Annotated in this window: 18 protein-coding genes; 6 read left to right on the top strand and 12 right to left on the bottom strand. The window is 63.7% G+C overall.

Annotation, left to right across the window (positions count from 1 at the left end; translation table 11 throughout):
• Positions 1-16: 16 nt before the first annotated feature.
• From I7X09_RS06790 to I7X09_RS06770, 5 genes are all read right to left on the bottom strand, one after another.
• The gene (locus tag I7X09_RS06790) at positions 17-421 is read right to left on the bottom strand and encodes a carboxymuconolactone decarboxylase family protein (protein WP_124567077.1); all 405 of its coding nucleotides are present in this window, start codon (positions 419-421) and stop codon (positions 17-19) included.
• A gap of 30 nt (positions 422-451) precedes the next feature.
• Positions 452-877 (bottom strand): limonene-1,2-epoxide hydrolase family protein, encoded by a 426-nt coding sequence (locus tag I7X09_RS06785; protein WP_124567076.1) that lies wholly within the window; start codon positions 875-877, stop codon positions 452-454.
• Between the two features lie 17 nt (positions 878-894).
• Positions 895-2,508: a serine hydrolase gene (locus I7X09_RS06780; protein WP_200316158.1), complete on the bottom strand. Its 1,614-nt coding sequence runs from the start codon at positions 2,506-2,508 to the stop codon at positions 895-897.
• Positions 2,509-2,604: 96 nt separating this feature from the next.
• Positions 2,605-4,176 (bottom strand): MFS transporter, encoded by a 1,572-nt coding sequence (locus I7X09_RS06775; protein WP_095972192.1) that lies wholly within the window; start codon positions 4,174-4,176, stop codon positions 2,605-2,607.
• A gap of 96 nt (positions 4,177-4,272) precedes the next feature.
• The gene (locus I7X09_RS06770; protein WP_095972247.1) at positions 4,273-4,839 is read right to left on the bottom strand and encodes a TetR/AcrR family transcriptional regulator; all 567 of its coding nucleotides are present in this window, start codon (positions 4,837-4,839) and stop codon (positions 4,273-4,275) included.
• A gap of 339 nt (positions 4,840-5,178) precedes the next feature.
• Between I7X09_RS06770 and I7X09_RS06765 the strand changes: the two genes are divergently transcribed.
• Together I7X09_RS06765 and I7X09_RS06760 are read left to right on the top strand one after the other, a co-directional pair.
• Positions 5,179-5,634 (top strand): nitroreductase family deazaflavin-dependent oxidoreductase, encoded by a 456-nt coding sequence (locus tag I7X09_RS06765; RefSeq protein WP_095972193.1) that lies wholly within the window; start codon positions 5,179-5,181, stop codon positions 5,632-5,634.
• A gap of 107 nt (positions 5,635-5,741) precedes the next feature.
• Positions 5,742-6,413 (top strand): NADPH-dependent F420 reductase, encoded by a 672-nt coding sequence (locus tag I7X09_RS06760; RefSeq protein WP_234036820.1) that lies wholly within the window; start codon positions 5,742-5,744, stop codon positions 6,411-6,413.
• A 50-nt stretch (positions 6,414-6,463) separates the two neighbouring features.
• On the opposite strand, the gene I7X09_RS06755 is transcribed toward I7X09_RS06760, so the two are convergent.
• Positions 6,464-7,867, bottom strand: a complete 1,404-nt coding sequence (locus I7X09_RS06755; protein WP_019744582.1) for a class II fumarate hydratase — start codon at positions 7,865-7,867, stop codon at positions 6,464-6,466.
• 101 nt (positions 7,868-7,968) lie between these two features.
• Positions 7,969-9,003: a class II fructose-bisphosphatase gene (glpX, locus tag I7X09_RS06750; RefSeq protein WP_019744581.1), complete on the bottom strand. Its 1,035-nt coding sequence runs from the start codon at positions 9,001-9,003 to the stop codon at positions 7,969-7,971.
• 180 nt (positions 9,004-9,183) lie between these two features.
• Here glpX and I7X09_RS06745 point away from each other — a divergent pair, with 180 nt between their 5' ends.
• Positions 9,184-9,753, top strand: coding sequence for a DUF4245 domain-containing protein (locus I7X09_RS06745; RefSeq protein ID WP_200316156.1), 570 nt, complete (start codon positions 9,184-9,186; stop codon positions 9,751-9,753).
• 21 nt (positions 9,754-9,774) lie between these two features.
• On the opposite strand, the gene I7X09_RS06740 is transcribed toward I7X09_RS06745, so the two are convergent.
• The 3 genes from I7X09_RS06740 to I7X09_RS06730 are packed head-to-tail and all read right to left on the bottom strand — an operon-like array spanning position 9,775 to position 11,851.
• Complete coding sequence (locus I7X09_RS06740) at positions 9,775-9,993, bottom strand: exodeoxyribonuclease VII small subunit (protein WP_003945276.1); 219 nt, start codon at positions 9,991-9,993, stop codon at positions 9,775-9,777.
• Complete coding sequence (xseA, locus tag I7X09_RS06735; protein ID WP_200316153.1) at positions 9,990-11,255, bottom strand: exodeoxyribonuclease VII large subunit; 1,266 nt, start codon at positions 11,253-11,255, stop codon at positions 9,990-9,992. The genes I7X09_RS06740 and xseA overlap by 4 nt, the downstream gene beginning before the upstream one ends.
• Positions 11,252-11,851 (bottom strand): lipid droplet-associated protein, encoded by a 600-nt coding sequence (locus tag I7X09_RS06730; RefSeq protein ID WP_124567072.1) that lies wholly within the window; start codon positions 11,849-11,851, stop codon positions 11,252-11,254. Before I7X09_RS06730 ends, xseA begins: the two co-directional genes overlap by 4 nt.
• A 175-nt stretch (positions 11,852-12,026) precedes the next feature.
• Here I7X09_RS06730 and I7X09_RS06725 point away from each other — a divergent pair, with 175 nt between their 5' ends.
• Positions 12,027-13,040, top strand: coding sequence for a 4-hydroxy-3-methylbut-2-enyl diphosphate reductase (locus I7X09_RS06725; protein ID WP_003945273.1), 1,014 nt, complete (start codon positions 12,027-12,029; stop codon positions 13,038-13,040).
• A 72-nt stretch (positions 13,041-13,112) separates the two neighbouring features.
• Here I7X09_RS06725 and I7X09_RS06720 read toward each other — a convergent pair whose 3' ends face one another.
• Positions 13,113-14,069, bottom strand: coding sequence for a DUF6542 domain-containing protein (locus tag I7X09_RS06720; RefSeq protein WP_124567071.1), 957 nt, complete (start codon positions 14,067-14,069; stop codon positions 13,113-13,115).
• A gap of 217 nt (positions 14,070-14,286) precedes the next feature.
• Between I7X09_RS06720 and I7X09_RS06715 the strand changes: the two genes are divergently transcribed.
• A complete protein-coding gene (locus I7X09_RS06715) occupies positions 14,287-15,462 on the top strand; it encodes an exonuclease SbcCD subunit D (protein ID WP_200316151.1) in 1,176 nt (391 codons plus the stop codon).
• The gene (locus I7X09_RS06710; RefSeq protein WP_200316150.1) at positions 15,459-18,437 is read left to right on the top strand and encodes an AAA family ATPase; all 2,979 of its coding nucleotides are present in this window, start codon (positions 15,459-15,461) and stop codon (positions 18,435-18,437) included. Before I7X09_RS06715 ends, I7X09_RS06710 begins: the two co-directional genes overlap by 4 nt.
• Here I7X09_RS06710 and I7X09_RS06705 read toward each other — a convergent pair whose 3' ends face one another.
• On the bottom strand, positions 18,438-19,637 hold the full coding sequence (locus I7X09_RS06705; protein WP_124567069.1) for an AI-2E family transporter: 1,200 nt from the start codon (positions 19,635-19,637) through the stop codon (positions 18,438-18,440).
• Positions 19,638-19,749: the final 112 nt, after the last annotated feature.

The following is a 19,749-nucleotide window of genomic DNA, read 5'->3' as shown; positions in this document are numbered from 1 at the left end:
TGGGTTCGAAGTTGTTTCAGTTTTGCAGCGGTCCCAGTTCGATGTCGAGAACTTCCTGCACTACACGCATCGCCGCCAGCCCCGCCGGCGCGCCGCAGTACGCGCTCGCATGGATCACGGTTTCGACGATCTCGGTGCGCGTCAAGCCGTTTCGCAGTGCCCCGCGTACGTGGCCCTTCAGTTCGTTCTCGGCGCGCAGCGCGATCAGCATCCCCAGGTTGATCAGACTGCGACTGCGCCGATCGAGTCCCGGGCGCGTCCACACCGATCCCCAGACGTTGGCCGTCACGAAGTTCTGCAGTTCTTCGCTGTCGGTGCCGCGGGTGCGCTCGAAAGCTGCGTCGACGAAATCGGCGCCCATGACTTCGGTTCGCACAGCCAAGCCGGCGTCGAAGGAGTCAGGCGTGGTGTTCTCGGACATGGGAGGTTCGCTCGCTTTCGGCAGGTGTTTTCAGGCCGGAGCAAGCCTACTTCGTGTCCCGTTCCCGACGACTGCACGGCCGACCGCGGTCACCACGCCCCACGCGACGTCTCTCAGACTGAAGTAGTCCCGCCAGACGGAGACCTTGCCGTCACGCAGTTCGAAGGTTCCGCACACCCAGAATTCGATGCGCAGCGGTCCGACGGTGAGGATGTCGGTGCGTTCGGTGAGCACCGTGGTCTCGTCGCCGACGATGTGGTGCATCTCCGCCTCGAATTTCAGTGAAGGCTTGGTGACCAGCCGTAGCGCTCGCACGACGGTCTTCTTGCCTCGCAGCGTGGGGAGCGAGACGTTCTGCCAGACGATGTCGTCTGTCATCAATTCGGCTGCGGCGTCCACGTCGAAATCGGTGAGGGCCGCGAACATTGCGTTCACCGTGGCTGTCGAACTACTCATGGGGTGTCCTTGGCTGATTATTCGGCGGGTGTTGCCCGGATGAAGGTACCGAGATGATCGTGATCGAAGTACTCCAAGGTTAGCGAGTTTCCGTCGAAGGTGGCCTTCGAGACCGTCCCGGCCGGTGCGTTCTCGCCGCTGAGCGGGAACGTGAAGGTGTTTCCGTCCCAGTGGGTCAGCGGGTACGTCACGGCCGCGGGACCCATGGTCAAGGTCAGCGCACCGTTCTGCTGCGTCACGAGTGCGGGACCCCAGTACGGGTTGCCGTAGTCGCCGGTCAATTGGTTTGTCGGTGGTGCAGGAGCGGGGGAGGCCGGCGGCGTCTTCCCGGCAAGTTCGCCCTCGGGATCGGTTTGTGAGGCAAACGACGCTTCGTAGAGCGGGCGCCACTCGCGGGTGATCTTCCCGAACTGCACCAGGTCGGCGAACTCGGCGGTCAAGGTCTCCGCGACGCCGGTGGGCGTGCCGTTGGTCAGAACGACGATGCCGACGTCAGCGGAGGGAATCGTCACGAAATTCGTTCCGGCTCCGACCAGGAAGGCGCCGGAGTGGCTGGCGGTGACACGGCCTGCGGCGCTGTCGGAAACGTTGAACCCGTAGCCGTAGAAGCCGGAGCGTTCCCCGATTTCCTGCGCGGGGCGCGAGACGATCTCCGGGTTGACCGCGGGCACGAGCGCATCTGTCTGAACGATCTGCTGCCCCTGATATTGACCACCCGACAGCACCATGTCCAACCACTTGGCCATGTCGTTCGCCGAGGAGCTGACTCCACCGGCGGGGGATTGGGCGTCGGCGTCCCGAACCGGCCCTACCTCGTACTTTCCGTCTTCGAGAATGTGGCCCACCGTTCGATTTTCTCGGGCTTGGTAATCGGCGAACCGCGAAGACGTCGACGTCATACCGAGCGGACCGTAGATCGTGTTCTGCGACAGCGTTTCCCAATCGGTGCCCGCCGCAGCGGCAACGGCCTCCGCGCCGGCTGTGACGCCGAAGTTCGTGTACTCGTATGTGATTCGGAACGGATTGAGCGGTAGCTGGCGAAGTTTCTCGAGCACCTGGGCCCGGTTGTAGCCCAGGTCCTCCAGTCCGTCGCCGGCGTGGTCCGGTAGTCCCGACCGATGCGTGTAGAGATCGGAGATCGTGAGGTGGTCGGTCACCCACGGATCGGCAAGCGTAAACCCCGGAAGTTTCGAGATCACCGGAGTGTCCCAGTCGACGGTCCCGATTCCGACTTCGTGGGCGACCACCGTGGCCCCTACCGATTTCGACACCGACGCAAGTTGGAACACGGTGTCGGCATCGACGGTGGCGCTCTTACCCAACTCGCGAACCCCGAATCCCTTTGCATACACAGTGTTACCTCCGTGCACCACGGCCACAGCCATGCCGGGAACACCGGAACGTGCCATGAGATCGTTCGCGAGGCCGTCGAGCTTCCCGACCGCGTCGTCGATTTGCCCGTCCGGGATCGGCACCCCGGCGTCGAGACCCGGGCTGGCGTCGCTGACGACCGGCCCGGGCGCTGAGGTGGTGTCTGAATCGGACGAGCATCCGGCGAGCAGGGCGACCGTCAGTACTACCGGAACCGCCGCTGCCGACAGAAGCGAGCTGTTTCTACTGGTGATGGACACGAGATTCTCCCTAGCAGGGCTGTCGTCGGTACCACTCGGTCAATCCAGTATCGGGAATCGTGGGCTGATAGTGGGACAAATCGGGAAACCTTGTAACTACTTCGGGGTCTTGGTTGTCAGACTGCCGAGAATGGAGCCTTCCGTGACCGGCTTCCAGGGAAGCAACAACGCGACCAGCAGAGCGGTGATCAGTGCCGCGCCGACCGTGAAGTACGACGCGATGGCGAAGCCTTCCAGGCATGCAGTCTTCATCGTGTAGATCAGACTGTCCTTCTGCTGCTCGAAGAGCGGACTGATGTCGCGGGAGCGGATCTCGATGACGCTGAGCACGGACTCCCGAGCGAAGCCCTTCTCCTGTGCCGACATCACGGCGTCGGGAATAGCGTCGACGATCGGAGCCACCTTGGACGTGTAATACGAGGCGACGATCGAGCCGATGACGGCGACGCCCAGGGTCCCACCGAGTTCACGCGTCGTGTCGTTGACTGCCGAGCCTGCGCCGGCTTCGTCGAGGGGCACCGAGGACATGATGGAGTCGGTAGCCGGTCCCTGGACAATTGCGAGGCCAAGACCCATGAGCACCATCGAGATCACGACGGGGCCGAGGTAGGGCGTCTCGACGGTCGTCCGACCCGCCAGGAACATCCCGCCGCTGAGGACGAGGAGGCCGAACACCATCACTGCGGTCGTGCCGAGTTTCTGTGCCGCCAAGGTGGCGACTGGGGCGCCCACGGCAACAGCTGCAGCGAAAGGCAAAGAGTGGATGCCGAATTCGAGCGGCGAGTACTCCCGGACTCCTTGGAAGTACTGCGTGATCAGGAACAAGAATCCGAACATGCTGAAGTAACTCACCGCAATTGCCAAGGCGGGGAACGAAAAACGTCGGATCCGAAAGAGGTTCATGTTCAGGATCGGTGCATCGGTGCGCAGTTCCCAGAAGACGAATGCGCCCAACAACACTGTCGCGGAGAGGTATCCCGTGATGCTGAACGTCGACACCCATCCACGATGTGGTGCGTCGATGATGGTCCACACCAGAATGACGATGCCGAGGAGCGACAAGATTGTTCCGACGAAATCGAATCGGCCGACGTGGAGCGCCTTCGATTCCGGAACAACCAGCAGCACACCGACGATGACCAACAACGCTGCCGGAACGTTCATCCAGAACACCGAGTGCCAGGAGAAGTGCTCGAGAAGCCAGCCGCCAGCCGTCGGGCCGATGGCAATCGCGAAGCCGGCCATTGCGGTCCAGGCCGCGATGGCGATGGCCCGTTCTCTGGCGTCGGTGAAGATGTTGGTGATCATGGCCAAGGTAGCCGGAAAGACAGCCGCGGCAAAGACACCCATGGCGGCGCGCGCCATGATCACCTGTTCGAGGTTTGAAGCCAGTGCGCCGACGAGAGACATCGCGCCGACGCCGATCAGGCCGATGATCATCACTCGGCGGCGTCCGAAGCGGTCGCCCAGGTGGCCGAAAGTGAGCAGGAACCCGGCGAAGGTCAACGTGTACGCGTCGACGATCCATTGCAGGTCGCTGACGCTGGCGAACAGGTCGACGCTCATCGTCGGCAGCGCGACGTTGACCACTGTGTTGTCCAGCACGACAAGGAGTTCGGCGAGGCAGATGAAGATCAGCGCAGCGAATCGACGGGACTTGGTCATCATGGGCGCCGAGGGCGCCGGTGCAAGTGTGTGAGACATGTTTGTACGCCATCTCTGCTCCTGCGCGAACGGCAGCAGCGGTTGGAAGTAGGTGGTCAGTCAGCTCGGGGCTGAGACCAGTGCCTTGAGGTGAGCGCCGATGCGATCGAGAGGCGCGGTGGTGTGCTGGGCTTTTGCCATCAGGGTTGCGCCTTCGATCGACGCGATCACGACGGTTGCCCACTGTGCTGCAGTCTCGGACGGCTGTCCCTGCTGCCAGAAGAACGATGTTAGGAGCGATTCCCACGAAGTGAAGGATTCGCCGGCTGCAGTCAGCGCGGCCGGTGTCGACGAGCCCTCGACGGCCGCGGCCGCGACCGGACAGGAAGACGTGAAATTGCTCTCCACCAAGCTGTTTCGGAAAATCGTGACAACTGCGTCGATGATCTCCGGTGGGGAAGACTGAGCGATCATCGAACTGATGGCTGCGCTGATGCCCCGGCCGAAGTACGCGACGGCCTCACCGGCCAACTGTCCTTTGCCTTCGGGGAAGTAGTGGTAGACCGACCCGCGGGGCGCCCCCGACCGTTCGACGATCTCTGTGAGCGAGGTCGTGGCGATCCCGTGTTCGCGGAAGGCGTTGATGGCGCCGACCAGCATCAGAGTGCGGGAATCGGAGTCGGCCATCCCGTCATCGTATGCAATCACGGTGCGGTTCGATTCATCTGGTGCTGCTGATTCTTTTGGTGCTCCCCATTTGCGGCGCGCTGCGGCGATCGGACAACGCGTCTGCGGGCCGGTCATGGCGACGAGGCGTCTCGAGGTGTGTTCATCTCTGCCTCCTAGTATGTCGATCGGTATAGGAACGAATCTGAGACTAGATGTAACCGGCAGACACAGTCAAGTGTTGTATGCAGGTAGTGGGTATCGATGGAGATTCTTGGTGGCAGAACTCCGCGATCAGTGGTTATATCGTGCGGTATAGAGCTGTGCTGAGAGTGTCAGCTCCGGAGGAGAGGAAACGGCATGCCGGTACCGACGTCAGTTGCACGAAAAAGAAGAATCGAAGTTGCAGTCGGGAAGTATTTCGCCAATCCGCTGGTCACCGGATTGAATCGGATCGGCATGATGCCGTCGTTGATGACCGAGATCGAGACGGTCGGACGCAGAACCGGTCTGACCCGCCGAGTGCCCGTCGCGATCACCTACGACGGCGACGAGGCGTGGGTCATTGCGCAGCATGGCATCGACACAGGTTGGGGCGCCAATATCTCTGCGACGCCGAAGGTTCGGATCCGTCGCCGCGGCGAGTGGATCGACGGGCAGGCCGAGATCATGCCTGACGACGACGTCCCGGCGAGGGTGAAGACATTTGCGTCGGGGAAGATCAGATCGGCACTGACGGCCTCTGCCTTTCGCGGATTGCAAACCGATCCAGTCAGCGTTCGCATCAGACTCGCACTCGATACGTCAACCGATTGAATCAACGGGAGTTGAAATGGTCGGTACGGAATGACCCGGTGCGTCCTCGTCGTTGACGAATGCAGCGGTGGCGCGATCGCCACTGCACACGACGAAGGAGCAGGGTCATGCGCATCGGAATCATCGGAGCCGGTCAGATCGGTGGCACGCTCACACGTAGGCTCGCTGCGCTCGGTCACGACGTGCGCGTCTCGAACTCGCGGACACCGGACACGCTTGCAGAACTGGAAGCGGAGACGGGCGCGAAGGCAGTCCGCAGCACCGAGGCCGCCGAGGGTGCCGAGTTGGTCATCGTGAGCATTCCGCAGAAGAACGTGGTTGATCTGCCGGCGGGGATCCTCAGCGGTGCGGTCGCCGGTGCCCCGGTCATCGAGACCAACAATTACTACCCGCAACAGCGTGACGGTCTGATCTCCGCCATCGAGGATGGACAGACCGAAAGCGGATGGGTGCAGGAGCACCTGGGTGTGCCGGTATTCAAGGCGTTCAACGGAATCTGGTGGAAGCATCTCCTCGAGAAGGGACTTCCCGAAGGTGCAGAGGGGCGCATTGCGCTACCCATCGCCGGCGACGACGACGCGAACAAGCAGGTCGTCTTCGATCTGATCAACCAGTTGGGCTTCGATCCCGTCGATGCGGGAACGATCGACGATTCCTGGCGTCAGCAGCCCGGAACTCCCGTGTACGGCAAGGACTTCGATCGCGAAGCGACACTGAAGGCATTGGCCGAGGCGAGCCCCGACCGCACCGACGAGTGGCGGGCAACCACCACGGCCTAGCGAAAAGGGTGGCGGTTTCCGACGTGGAAACCGCCACCCCTTTTATTTGTTCAGTCCTTGACCTTCGCCATTGCCAGAACGTCGAGACGCTTGTCGAGTTCTTCCTCGCTCAGCTTGTCGGGCACGAGTCCGCGCTCGATGACGACCTGGCGGATCGTCTTCTTCTCCTTCAGTGCCTGCTTCGCCACAGCTGCGGCTTCCTCGTAACCGATCGCCGAGTTGAGGGGCGTCACGATCGACGGCGACGATTCGGCGAGCGTCTTGAGGTGCTCCTCGTGCGCGACCAGGCCGCTGACGCACTTGTCCGCGAACAGTCGAGAGACGTTGGCCAGCAAGGTGAACGACTCCAGCAGGTTGCGCGCCATGACCGGGATGTAGACGTTGAGTTCGAATGCTCCGGCAGCGCCGCCCCACGCGATCGCGGCGTCGTTACCGATCACCTGCGCCGCAACCTGAGTGGTTGCCTCCGGCAGGACGGGGTTGACCTTGCCCGGCATGATCGAGCTACCCGGCTGCAGATCGGGGAGTGCGATCTCGCCGAGCCCGGTCAGCGGACCCGATCCCATCCACCGAATGTCGTTGGCAATCTTCGTCAGTGAGACGGCGATGGTGCGCAGCGCGCCCGATGCCTCGACCAGTCCGTCACGCGCGGCCTGCGCTTCGAAGCTGTTCTTCGCCGGAGTCAGAGCGTCGACGCCTGTCGACTTGACCAGCTCGGCAACAACTTTGGGGCCGAATCCATCCGGAGCATTGAGGCCGGTGCCGACTGCGGTTCCGCCGATGGGAAGCTCGCCCAGGCGGGGGAGTGTTGCGTTGACGCGCTCGATGCCGGCCTCGATCTGACGTGCGTAACCGCCGAACTCCTGACCGAGCGTGACCGGCACAGCGTCCATCAGGTGCGTGCGTCCGGATTTGACGACGGTCTTCCACTCGGACGCCTTCGTGGCGAGTGCAGCATGCAGATGTTCCAGTGCCGGAACAAGATCGGTGACTGCTGCCTCGGTAGCTGCGACGTGCGTGGCGGTGGGGAAGGTGTCGTTGGAGGACTGCGACATGTTGACATGGTCATTGGGATGTACGTCCACGCCGGCGGCCTTCGCGATGGACGCGATGACCTCGTTGGCGTTCATGTTCGAGCTGGTTCCCGAGCCGGTCTGGAAGACGTCGATCGGGAACTGATCGTCGTGCTTGCCTTCGGCGATCTCGTTCGCGGCGGCGATGATTGCGTCGGCCTTGTCCGCGTCGAGCAGTCCGAGGTCCTTGTTGACCTGCGCGCACGCTGCTTTCAGCAAGCCCATTGCGCGGATCTGGGTGCGCTCGAGCGGGCGCCCGCTGATCGGGAAGTTCTCGACTGCACGCTGGGTCTGTGCTCGCCACAGTGCGTCGATGGGCACCCGAACTTCGCCCATGGTGTCGTGTTCGATTCGGAACTGTTGATCGTTGCTCTCCGTCATGGCTCCACATTGCCACTTTTGGAGAGCGGGTAGGGGACTACGTCCCCCGTGAGCGGTTAAGGAGTGCAGGGACTCCCTAACCGCTCACGGGGCGGAGCCCATCAGAACGTCGGGGGAACCGCGCCCTCTTCGCCGTCGAAGTCGACGGAGCTGTACTCGCGCAGCTTCTCGAGACGGTGGTACGCGTCGATCATGCGAACGGTGCCGGACTTGCTACGCATCACGATGGACTGCGTGCTGGCGCCGCCGCCGTAGTAGCGGACGCCGCGCAGGAGGTCGCCGTCGGTGACGCCGGTGGCGCAGAAGAAGACGTTCTCGCCCGAGACGAGATCTTCGGTGGTCAGGATCCGATCGAGATCGTGACCGGCGTCGATGGCCTTCTGACGCTCTTCGTCGTCGGTGGGAGCGAGCTTGCCCTGCAGCGATCCACCCATGCAGCGCATGGCCGCTGCGGCGATGATGCCCTCGGGCGTTCCGCCGATGCCCACGAGCATGTCGGTGCCAGACTCCGGACGCGCTGCGGCGATCGCGCCGGCAACGTCACCGTCGGAGATCAGACGGATACGAGCGCCGGTGTCGCGCACGTCCTGGATCAGCTGGTTGTGACGCGGGCGGTCCAGGATGCAGATCGTGATGTCGGAGACCGACGCCTTCTTGACCTTGGCCACGCGCTTGATGTTCTCGGCGATCGGCGCGCTGATGTCGATGACGTCTGCGGCATCCGGCCCGACGGCGATCTTCTCCATGTAGAACACGGCCGACGGATCGAACATCGCGCCGCGCTCGGCAACAGCCAGAACAGAGATGGCGTTGGGCATGCCCTTGGACATCAAGGTGGTGCCGTCGACCGGGTCGACGGCGAAGTCACAGTCGGGGCCGTCGCCGTTTCCGACCTCTTCGCCGTTGAACAGCATCGGCGCTTCGTCCTTCTCGCCTTCACCGATGACGACGATGCCGCGCATCGAGACCGAGGAGACGAGCTGACGCATTGCGTCGACGGCTGCTCCGTCGCCGCCTTCCTTGTCGCCGCGGCCTACCCAGCGACCGGCAGCCATAGCACCGGCTTCGGTGACTCGGACCAATTCGAGTGCGAGGTTACGGTCCGGGGTCTCACGATGAGTGCTGCTGGCCGTCATGTGCGGTGCCTCCTGGCGCGGTCGCGGTCGACGGGGTGTGTCGACGCAGTGGTTTCTTCAGGCGTCATTGTCCCAGATGGGAGCGGCTACGTGCGCTGTCGGGTCGCCGCAGAGACGTTTTGTCTCGCTCGAGGGGGACCGGGAATCGTATCTACTGCGGAGTTCCTGGATACTGGGGGTGTGGCATCGAAGAAACCCCGCATTCTCGAAGACAACAAAGACATGGTCTGGTCTCTCGTACCGTTGGTGCTGTTCTGCATCATCATTGCGGGCATCGCCAGCCAGTGCACGTTCAGTCCTGGCGGCCCGACGCAGGGGCCTATCCCGAGCGTCGACGTGGACGCAGCTCTGAACTACGACGCGAAGGAACTCGGATTTCCCATCCGTAATCCCGGTGTTCCGGACGGGTGGACGCCGAACTCCGGCAGTCGCAAAATCATCTCCGGCGACGGCGGCGGAGATTCGAGCACTGTGGGATTCATCACGACCAGTGGTCGCTACATCCAGCTGACACAGAGCAACGCCGAGGAATTCCCGTTGGTGTCACACGTTGCCGGTGGACAGCGATTCGCGACCGGAGTCGAGACCGTCGGTGCCGATACGTGGAACGTCTTCGGCGGCGAAGGCGTCGAGTCGATCTGGGTCACCGACGTCGGGGACGTTCGCCTGTTGCTCACGGGCGCGGCTACGCCGGAAGAGTTCCGGGTTCTTGCCGAGAAGGTCGGCGCAGCGCAGCCGATCACGCCATAGGTTCTGCGGTCGGAGCGGACGTTATTCGTCCGCTTCGGCCAGAGCCTTTTCGACGCGAGCCCTGGCGCCCGCCAAATGCTCTTCACAGCGCTTGGCCAACGCTTCGCCTCGCTCCCACAATGAGAGTGACGCGTCGAGGTCCAGACCGCCCTGTTCGAGAATCTTCACGACGCTCACCAGTTCGTCGCGGGCGGCTTCGTAGCCGAGCTCGTTGATGTCGGTATCGGTGGCGTTGCTCATTTTTCTCTTCCCATCACTGCGGCGCGAACGGCGCCGTCTGCAAGTCGAACTCGAATCTGGGTACCGGGTGGCGCGTCCTCGACCGAGCGCAGAACCTCCGGATCGCCGTCGGCGACAACACGTTGCACGACTGCGTATCCGCGGGCCAGCGTCGCGGCGGGGCCCAGCGTGGTGAGCCGGGCGCGCAGATGCTCGATCGTTCGGGACTCGGAGTCGATCAACCGAGCCACATCGCGTCGTCCGGCGGCTTGGAGCCGTTCGACCTCTTCGGCGCGGCGATCCACCGCGAGCAGCGGTGATGCCATGACCGGTCGAGTGCGCAACTGTTCGATCAGATGAGACTCACGCTTGACCCAGCTGCGCAGTGCCGCAGCGCTGCGGTCACGAAGATCCGCAACCAGAGCAGCTTCCGCAACCGCGTCGGGTACGACGCGCTTGGCCGCGTCGGTGGGTGTGGCTGCGCGCAGGTCGGCGACGTGGTCACTGAGCGGGCTGTCCGGCTCGTGGCCGATGGCACTGACGATCGGCGTCGTGCAGGCCACGATGGCGCGGCACAGTGCTTCGTCGGAGAACGGCAGAAGATCCTCGACGCTACCGCCGCCGCGAGCGAGGATGATGACGTCGACCACCGGGTTGGCGTCGAGTTCCTTCAGCGCTTCGATGATCTGGGGAACAGCAGTCGGGCCCTGAACCGCGGTGTTACGCACCGCGATCGCCACGGCAGGCCAACGACGATGGGCGACGGAGACGACATCCTTCTCGGCCGCACTCGCTCGGCCGGTGATCAGGCCGATCGTGCCGGGCAGAAACGGAAGCGGCCGTTTGAGTCTCGGATCGAACAAGCCCTCGGCGGCGAGCAAGGCGCGCAGTCTCTCGATGCGGGCCAGGAGTTCACCGATACCCACGGCGCGAATCTCGGTGACACGCAACGACACCGTTCCTCGTCCGGTGTAGAACGAGAGCTTGCCGAACATCACGACACGGGAGCCCTCGGTCAACGGCACCGGAGAGTTGTGCAACAACTGCGGTGAGCATGTGATCGACAGCGACATGTCTGCCGACGGATCACGCAGAACGAGAAAGGCCGTTCGGGTGCCGGGGCGTGCATTGATCTGGGTGATCTGACCTTCGACCCAGATGCTGCCGAGTCGATCGATCCAGCCGGCGACCTTGGCTGAAACCGTGCGGACCGGCCACGGCTGTTCAGCGCTGCTGGCGCCGGACGATCGCTGCGATGAAGCGGGGGGCGTTGCGGAAGTCACTTTGCCTTGGCTGTGGTGATGCGGTTGGTGAGCATGGTCTGGAACGGAGCGCGGGCGAGCGTCGCATTCTCGTAGTCCAGGACGGCGGTCAGCTCGTCGATGCTGAGCGTCCGGATGCGCGCACGGAGCTGTGCGAGTGTGAGGTTGGGGTAGTCGAGTTCCGTGACGATCTCGGGCTCTTCGGCAGGCTTGTCCGTCGTAGCTGCCGCGGATTCGGACTCGGCGACGGGTGCGGGCTCCTCGATGGGGGCAGTCGGCTCGAGTGAGTAGAGCGCGAAGCGTCCGGCGTTGGTCGGGGTGTCAGCGGTGGTCGATCCGGTGGAAGGTGCCGAGTCCGCGGGAGCGTCGACGTCGTCGTCGAAGACCGCCCACTCGGGCTGTTCGTCCTCGGAAGACCAGTTGATCAGTGCAAATGCCTGATCGCCCTTGATCGCCAGCGAGGTGATCGACTGCTGCACGCGCATGCTTGTCTGCAGCATCTGGCTCACGGCGGTCATCGGCAGGGCGACAGCGGTGGTGGGCAACTTCCTTGCCTCTTCCATCGCGGTGACGGCGAGTCCCGCGGCAACGCGCGCCACGAACGGTGGTCGGATCATTCCCACAGCTTGCCGCAAAGCACCGACAATCGGTAGCCGACTTGCCTGTGACGGCCGGACTCGTTCACTTCGCAACCGTCGATCGGGGTGCTGAGAAACGTCGATCAAGGCACTGAACCGAGGTGTTCACGTTTGCCGGAGTGTCTCACGTTCGACGTGCCAGTAGGCTGGTCACATGTCTTCGGCTGTTCCTCTCAATCTCGGTATCGCGCACTCGGCTGATTCGCCGTCCACCCGCAAGGGCAGCGCCAAGCGTGTGCTCCTCGCCGAGCCTCGCGGCTACTGCGCCGGCGTCGACCGTGCGGTCGAGACCGTCGAGAAGGCGCTCGAGAAGCACGGCGCACCCATCTACGTGCGTAAGGAGATCGTCCACAATCGCCACGTCGTCGAGACGCTCGAAGATCAAGGCGTGATCTTCGTCGACGAAACCGACGAGGTTCCCGAAGGATCACTCCTCGTGTTCTCGGCGCACGGTGTGTCTCCGGCCGTCCACGATTCGGCTGCCGAGCGGAACCTGCGCACGATCGACGCGACGTGCCCCCTGGTCACGAAGGTGCACCAGGAAGCAAAGCGATTCGCTCGCGACGATTACGACATTCTGCTCATCGGCCACGAAGGCCACGAGGAGGTCGAGGGCACCGCAGGTGAGGCTCCCGATCACGTCACCATCGTCGACGGCCCGGATTCGGTCGACGCGGTCACGGTGCGCGACGAGTCGAAGGTCATCTGGCTTTCCCAGACCACACTGAGCGTCGACGAGACGATGCAGACCGTCGCGCGCCTGCGCGAGCGCTTCCCCAATCTTCAGGACCCGCCGTCCGACGACATCTGCTATGCCACGCAGAACCGTCAGGTCGCGGTCAAGGCGATGGCCCCCGAGTGCGACCTCGTGATCGTGGTGGGTTCACGGAACTCGTCCAACTCGGTTCGCCTGGTCGAGGTCGCGCTCGGAGCGGGCGCTGCCGCGTCGTACCTGGTCGACTACGCCCGTGAGGTCGATCTCGCGTGGCTCGAGGGTGTCCAGACAGTGGGCATCACGTCAGGTGCATCAGTACCCGAGGTGCTCGTGCGTGGCGTGATCGAGCTTCTGGCCGAGCACGGATACAACGACGTTCAGCCCGTCACCACAGCCAACGAGACTCTGGTGTTCGCTCTTCCCCGCGAATTGCGGGCAGCGCGCACGTCCTAGAACAGCACAAAAAATGCGGGGCACCTTCCATCTGGAAGGTGCCCCGCATTTTTTTGGTACCGGGCTCGTCTGTCAGGGCTCTTCGCGATCGCGATACCGAACTCGCGGCGGCGGATACGCCGGAAGATCGACTCCGGGTGGGCGGCGGCGCGGGGGCAGCGGCGGCGATACGTCGTCACCCGAAGCGAAGAAGGGCTCCATCCGCTCCTCACGCCTGGGCGACGGAGTGGGCTCGGGCGCCCGGCGGCGACCGTACGACGGGTAGTCGTCGTCTGCCACCGGCCGACTGTCCGGCTGAGGGCGACGCGTTGGCGGTTGGTGTGTGCGATCGACCCTGGGTGGCACTGGGCTTCTCCGGGGCGGCAGAGGGCGCTCGTCTTCGATCGGTTCGCGCCGGGGAGCGCTTCGGTAGGCAGGCTGTTCGTCCACTTCGGGGGCGCGGCGGCGCGGGGGCCCGGGGACGGGTGCGTCCGAGACTCTGCGGCGACGCCCGGTCTCGGGTGCGGATTGTTCTCGCGTTGCAGCCGCAGAGGAGTCACGAGTGGCGGCCGCCGAGCGGCGGGAGCGGGTCGAGCGCGCAGGCCCGGTGGGACGCTGATTGAGCAGGAAGTACCGGAAACCGCCGATGATCAGCACGACGACGGTTGCTGCCAGCATGATCGGAAAGCGGTTGACCAACGGGTACGCGATGTTGATCGCGATGTCGCGCAGTGCGGTGCTGTTGTCCTTGCCGATGAGCGTGTGCCCGATCGGCACCGCAGCGAAGAGCAGCAACGGCGGTTGGGCCATCGCGGTGAAGAGAGCCTTGTTCGAAGCGGCAACCACAGCGAAGAGACAGCCAAGGAAGTAGAACGTCGAGAACACCGCGGTGAGCTCTCCGCCGCCTCCGGTGGCATCGATCAGTACGCCGACGGCGGTGACACCGGCAGCAAGCAGGATCACTCCCCACCAGGGCAGGCCGGGGACGGTCACGATGAGCGATCGCTTGTCCAGCGGTACCCCGGAGCGAGCACGTTGGGTTGCAGACACATAACGACATTAGCGGTTCTTGCGTTGTCGGCCGTGTTTGTGCGGGTCGTGGCTGGCGCATTTATCGACGCGATGGCGCGATGGTTTCGGGTTCTTCGCCAAACGAACCGGACGGATTGTGTGCAGGGTCACCGGACGCTCGTGGGTTGGGGCACACCGCCGGAGCCGTCAGCGTGGGAGATCGGTGGTGTCGGTGGGCTGCTCTACCGTCGGATTCATGAAGATTCTGCACACCTCCGATTGGCACATAGGTCGCACCTTTCACGGCGTCGATCTGTTGGCCGATCAGGCGAGTGTGCTCGGGTCCATCGCGGATTCCGTCCGCGAACACGGTGTCGACGTCGTGGTCGTGCCCGGCGACATCTACGACCGCTCCATTCCCAGTTCCGACGCGGTCACGGTGTGTAATCGAGGCTTCGAGGCGATCCGGGCTGCCGGAGCGGTCATCGTCGCCACGTCCGGCAACCACGATTCAGCGGTGCGGCTCGGGGCCGGGGCATCCTTCGCCGCTGCCGGCGGATTGCACCTGATCACCCGCGTCGGCCAGATCGGTACTCCGGTGATGCTGAGCGATCAGTTCGGGCCGGTCGCGTTTTACGGGATTCCGTATCTCGAGCCGGAGATCACGCGCGTCGAGTTGGACGTGCCCCGGGCTCGTACTCATTCCGACATCCTCGGAGCGGCCATGTCGCGTGTTCGGCGAGATCTCGCCGAGCGAACGGCTGCCGACCCGTCGACTCGATCGGTATTGCTCGCCCATGCCTTCGTGGTGGGCGGTGAGGCCTCTGAATCGGAACGCTCCATCTCGGTCGGCGGAGTGGAGACCGTCGCGGTGGGCGAGTTCGACGGCGTCGATTATGTCGCCCTCGGGCACCTGCATTCTCCGCAGATGCTCTCGGAGAGTGTTCGATACTCAGGCTCACCGTTGCCGTATTCGTTCGGTGAGCGCAGCCACCGTAAGGCGGCGCTGCTGATCGAACTCGACGCCGCTGGCCTGTCGTCGGTGCAGCGCCTGGATCTCCCGGTCATTCGGGGGCTGAGCCAGGTAGTGGGGACACTCGACGAACTACTCACCGAGTCGAAATATGCCGATTCCGAGCAGTGCTATGTCTCCGCATTGCTCACCGACCCGGTCCGTCCGGTCGATGCCATGAGGCAACTTCAAGCCCGTTTCCCGTTTGCCGTTCATCTCGAATGGCAAAGGCCGGAAGGACAATCGGATCTCAAGTACCGCGACGCGGTTCGTGGTCGAACCGACCTGGAGATCGCCCGCGGCTTTGTCTCGGCAGTGCGTAGTGACCCGTACGAGCGTGAGGTCTCGTTGATGACCGAAGCGCTCAGCGCTGCCGCGCGCGCCGAGGAGTCCACGGTAGAACTGGGTGAAACCGCGTGAGACTGCACAAACTCGAAGTCAGCTGTTTCGGGCCCTTTGCCGACACGGTCGAAGTCGACTTCGACCGTTTGGGTGCAGACGGGTTGTTCCTTCTTCACGGCGACACCGGGGCAGGAAAGACCACGATTCTCGACGCGGTTGCGTTCGCCCTGTACGGGCGGGTGCCGGGCGCGCGCAACGAGGGCAAGCGATTGCTGTCGGATCACGCGCCGGCCGGTTCGGTGCCGCGCGTGGAACTGGAGGCGACGATCAGTGGTCGCCGAATCAAACTCGTTCGCAGTCCGGAGTATTCGCGCCCGAAGAAGCGCGGGACCGGTTCGATTACCGAGAATGCCAAAGCCACGCTGACGTGGTTGGACGGCCGCGGCGAGAACCTTTCGCGCATCCCTGACATCGGTGACGAGATCAACCGTCTCATGGGCATGAGCGCTGATCAGTTCTTCCAGGTGGTGCTCTTGCCGCAGGGTGAGTTCGCCAAATTTCTGCGCGCCGAAAGCGATGAGCGAGGCAAACTGCTCGAGCGTCTGTTCGACACCAAGCGTTTTGTCTCCGTCGAGGCATGGTTCGACGCCAAACGAAAGGCAAGTGCTACCGCGCTCGCCGCCAGGGAGCAATCCGTGCGTCTGCTGCTCGCGAAGGTCGAGACTGCCGCTGGGCTCGAGGTGGGCGCCGAGGCGCACCCACTGGAATGGTCGCGCAAACTCCTCGCCGAGGCTCAGGACACCCGCGATGCAAGTCTCGCCGAGATGGTGACCGCCAAAGATGCAGCAGCCGAGGCTAATCGGGTGCTCGCAACGGCGCAGCGAACCGCAGAGCTGCTCGTTCGCCGTAATCGTGCGACTGCTGAACTCGCAGCATTCAACACGGGCACCGCGCACCGATTTGCGATCGGCGCCGAACTCGAGACCGCCAGGCGGGCTGTGCAGGTAGCTGTTGTCGCCGACGATGTAGAGACTGCCCGCGTGGGTCTTGTCGCATCGCTCGAATCGATGAACACCGCGATGTCGACCTACTCGGCAACGGGCGGGCCGGAGATTTTCGAGCCGGGAGTGTGGCCACCCACCGACGATGAGCGTCAACGCGTCGTAACTCGGATCCGGACCTGGCGTGACGAGATCGTTCGTCTCGACGCGATGGCGGAGGACGCTCGCAGAGCCGATGCGGCGGAAGCCGAGGTCGAAAAACTCGGAGTTCGGCGAGACGCCCTGTCCGAGCGCATTGATGCCATCGCGGTTGAACGCACCGAACTGCCAGAACTGGTACGCGCGGCCGGCCGAAGATTGGACGACGCGCAACGCGCGCATGCCACTCTGCCCGGCCTCGAGGCGGCACTCGTCAGAGCGTCGGATGCTGCGACGGCGGCCCATGAAATCGTCTCTCTGCGTGCGCAAGCCGAGAAGATTCGTGTGCAGGTGTTGGATGCGCGCGACGTCCATCAGAGTGCTCGCGGGCGCTGGCTCGATCTCGTGCAGAAGCGTATCGAAGGCATGGCGGCGGAGTTGGCGAGTTCACTCGCGCCCGGTGACCCTTGCCAGGTGTGTGGTTCGCGTGAACACCCTGCCCTGGCGCAGTCGGACGTCGTCACGGTCACCGAGCCCGATCTGGAAGCCGCGTCCGCAGCCGAGCGTGCAGCGGAGAAAGCCCTGAGCAAGGTAGTCGACCGCCAGGTAGTCGTCGACCGTGACATCGACCGCGTGATCGCCCGCGGCGGGGATGGAGACGTCGAAGAACTCGACAGGCTCCGCGCCGCGGCTCAGAGCGCCGTCGACGAGGCGACACACTCTGCCGGTCAGGTTGGAGTGTTGGCCGACAAGCTCGCGCAACTCAACGAGGGTGACGGCGAGCTGCAACAGGAATCGGCTTCTCTGACTGCCGAATTGGCAGCACTGACCGAGCGAATGACGACACTGTCGGCCACGGTCGAGCAGATTCGAGCGGCGATCGTCGCTGCGGTGGGAGAAGATTCGACCATCGCTGCTCGGCGCTCGCGGTTCGACAGGCTTGCCTCCGCGGCCACGGCGGCATCTGAGATGCGTGACGAGGCCGTTCGTGCGCAGGCGCGATCGGCGGGACTGTCGACCAAACTGGCCGCTGCGGCGGCCGCTGCCGGATTCGATTCGGTCGAGGCTGCGATCGAAGGGGTGAGATCGCCTGCCCGAATCGCGGCGATCGAAACCGAACTCGCCAAAGCGCGTGACCTCGAGGTGGCCGCTCGCACCATCCTCGACGACCCCGAGGTCGTTGCGGTGGGCGAAATCGAGACAGTCGACGTCGAGGGTCCTCGCAGCCTCGCCGTTCAGTGCGCCGAGGTGGTGAACTCGGCTGTTGCAGCCGCATCCCTGGCCGAGAACCGTGTGTCGGATCTCGAACGGTTCAGCGGACAACTCGAGAAGGCATACGAGGCGGTTGCGCCCGAGCGGGAACTGCACGACGAACTCGCGGCCCTCGCCGACGTGATCGCAGGCAAAGGTCAGAACAGTCGCAAGATGTCGCTGCGAGCGTATGTGCTCGCTTCGCGGTTGGAAGAGATCGCCGTATCGGCGTCGGTTCGGCTGCAGCGGATGTCCGGGGGTCGGTACGAGTTCGTGCACAGTGACGAGGCAGGTTCTCGGGGGCGCCGCGGCGGTCTGGGACTCGACATCCGCGACGACTTCACGGGAGTCGTTCGCTCGGCGAAGACGCTCTCCGGTGGTGAATCGTTCCTGGCGTCATTGTCTTTGGCGCTCGGACTCGCCGATGTGGTTGCGGCGGAGTCCGGCGGAATCGTTCTCGACACGATGTTCATCGACGAAGGATTCGGCACTCTCGACGCCGATACCCTCGACTCGGTGATGGCTGTGTTGGACGAGCTTCGCGACGGAGGACGAGTGGTGGGCATCGTCAGTCACGTGGACGAGATGAGGCAGCGAATCCCGAGTCGCCTGCACGTCATTCGCGGACGTGCAGGCTCCTCGGTGAACGTGATTGCAGGCTGATCAGGCCTTTTTGTTCTCTACCTCTGATTCGGCGTCGGCGTCGTCGTCTTGATCTTCGAGGATGTCCGACGCGTCGCCGGCGGGCATCGGCTCGTTGTCGCTTGCGCGCTCGTCGATCTGCTCTCCGATGTACCGGATGACAACTGCTGCCACCGCGGCGACGGGCACTGCGAGGAAGGCGCCGACGATGCCGTACAGCGAGCTACCGGCGGCCACGGCAAGCAGCACGATGACGGCATGGAGTTTCATCGACTTGCTCTGCAGCACTGGCTGAAGGACGTTTCCTTCGATCTGCTGTACCGCCAGGATGATGATCAGCACGATGATGGCGGTGGTGAGACCGTTGGCCACCAGTGCAACCAACACGGCCAGGGCGCCGGCGACAAACGCGCCGACGATCGGGATGAAGCCACCGATGAACGTCAGAATTGCCAGCACCGGTGCCAGTGGGACGCCGAGGATCAGCAATCCGGCGCCGATGAAGACCGCGTCGATGAGGCTCACCAGCGCTTGCGTCCTGATGAATCCACCGAGCGTGTCCCACATGCGGGTGAGGACCTCTTCGAGATGCCGACCGGCGCGACCGCCGCCGACGGCGTGCAGCCAGGGGATGAACCTCGGTCCGTCCTTGATGAAGAAGAAGGCGAGAATCAGAACCAAACCGAGCGTGACCAACAAGGAGCTCGCGGTACTCACGCCGCTGAAAACGCCTGAAGCGATGGCGGTTCCACTTTCCTGCACCTTGGTGATGACGGCGTGGACGGCGTTGTCGATCTGGTCGTCCTTCAGGTTCAGCGGCGGACCCTGGAGCCAGTCCTGAACCTGGTTGATGCCCTCGGTGGTCTTGTTCGCGAGCTCGGGGGCCTGGCTGACCACTGACGGAACGATGCCTGCGATCACGCCGGCCAAGATTCCGATCGAGAGCACCAAGGTGATGCCGGCTGCCGCGGCCGGTGGCATACCGCGCTTGATCATTCCGCGGGTCGGCGGCCACATGACTGTCGCGACAACGATAGCCAGAGCCACCGGCAGGATGATGACCCAGAGCTTTTCGATCAGCCAGCCGAAAATCCAGGCGCCCAGCGAAATCGACGCCAACACCAACGACCACTTTGCGAGCCACATACCCCCTTGCCCGATGATCTCGCCGCGGTCGCGCTTGCGCACCCCTGCGGACGTCCCCTTGTCTTGCTCGCTCACTGATCGTCCTTTCCGTCGGCGCAGGGATCTCCTCGCCGATGTGCGATTCCGGTGATCTAGCTGAGCTGATCGTAACGACTGCGTGCGATAACTCGTGTGTTGCGCTGCAATA

It is taken from the genome of Rhodococcus sp. P-2 (genome assembly GCF_016598535.1).
GTDB lineage: Bacteria > Actinomycetota > Actinomycetes > Mycobacteriales > Mycobacteriaceae > Rhodococcus_F > Rhodococcus_F baikonurensis.
Note: the sequence above shows the minus strand (reverse complement) of the source record. Positions and strands in the feature narration are given on the sequence as shown.

Bases quoted from the DNA above. Each gene is read 5' to 3' on its own strand.
- I7X09_RS06790 (WP_124567077.1), bottom strand. From the start codon at position 421: ATGTCCGAGAACACCACGCCTGACTCCTTCGACGCCGGCTTGGCTGTG.
- I7X09_RS06785 (WP_124567076.1), bottom strand. From the start codon at position 877: ATGAGTAGTTCGACAGCCACGGTGAACGCAATGTTCGCGGCCCTCACC.
- I7X09_RS06775 (WP_095972192.1), bottom strand. From the start codon at position 4,176: ATGATGACCAAGTCCCGTCGATTCGCTGCGCTGATCTTCATCTGCCTC.
- I7X09_RS06770 (WP_095972247.1), bottom strand. From the start codon at position 4,839: ATGGCCGACTCCGATTCCCGCACTCTGATGCTGGTCGGCGCCATCAAC.
- I7X09_RS06765 (WP_095972193.1), top strand. From the start codon at position 5,179: ATGCCGGTACCGACGTCAGTTGCACGAAAAAGAAGAATCGAAGTTGCA.
- I7X09_RS06760 (WP_234036820.1), top strand. From the start codon at position 5,742: ATGCGCATCGGAATCATCGGAGCCGGTCAGATCGGTGGCACGCTCACA.
- I7X09_RS06755 (WP_019744582.1), bottom strand. From the start codon at position 7,867: ATGACGGAGAGCAACGATCAACAGTTCCGAATCGAACACGACACCATG.
- glpX (WP_019744581.1), bottom strand. From the start codon at position 9,003: ATGACGGCCAGCAGCACTCATCGTGAGACCCCGGACCGTAACCTCGCA.
- I7X09_RS06740 (WP_003945276.1), bottom strand. From the start codon at position 9,993: ATGAGCAACGCCACCGATACCGACATCAACGAGCTCGGCTACGAAGCC.
- I7X09_RS06730 (WP_124567072.1), bottom strand. From the start codon at position 11,851: ATGATCCGACCACCGTTCGTGGCGCGCGTTGCCGCGGGACTCGCCGTC.
- I7X09_RS06725 (WP_003945273.1), top strand. From the start codon at position 12,027: ATGTCTTCGGCTGTTCCTCTCAATCTCGGTATCGCGCACTCGGCTGAT.
- I7X09_RS06715 (WP_200316151.1), top strand. From the start codon at position 14,287: ATGAAGATTCTGCACACCTCCGATTGGCACATAGGTCGCACCTTTCAC.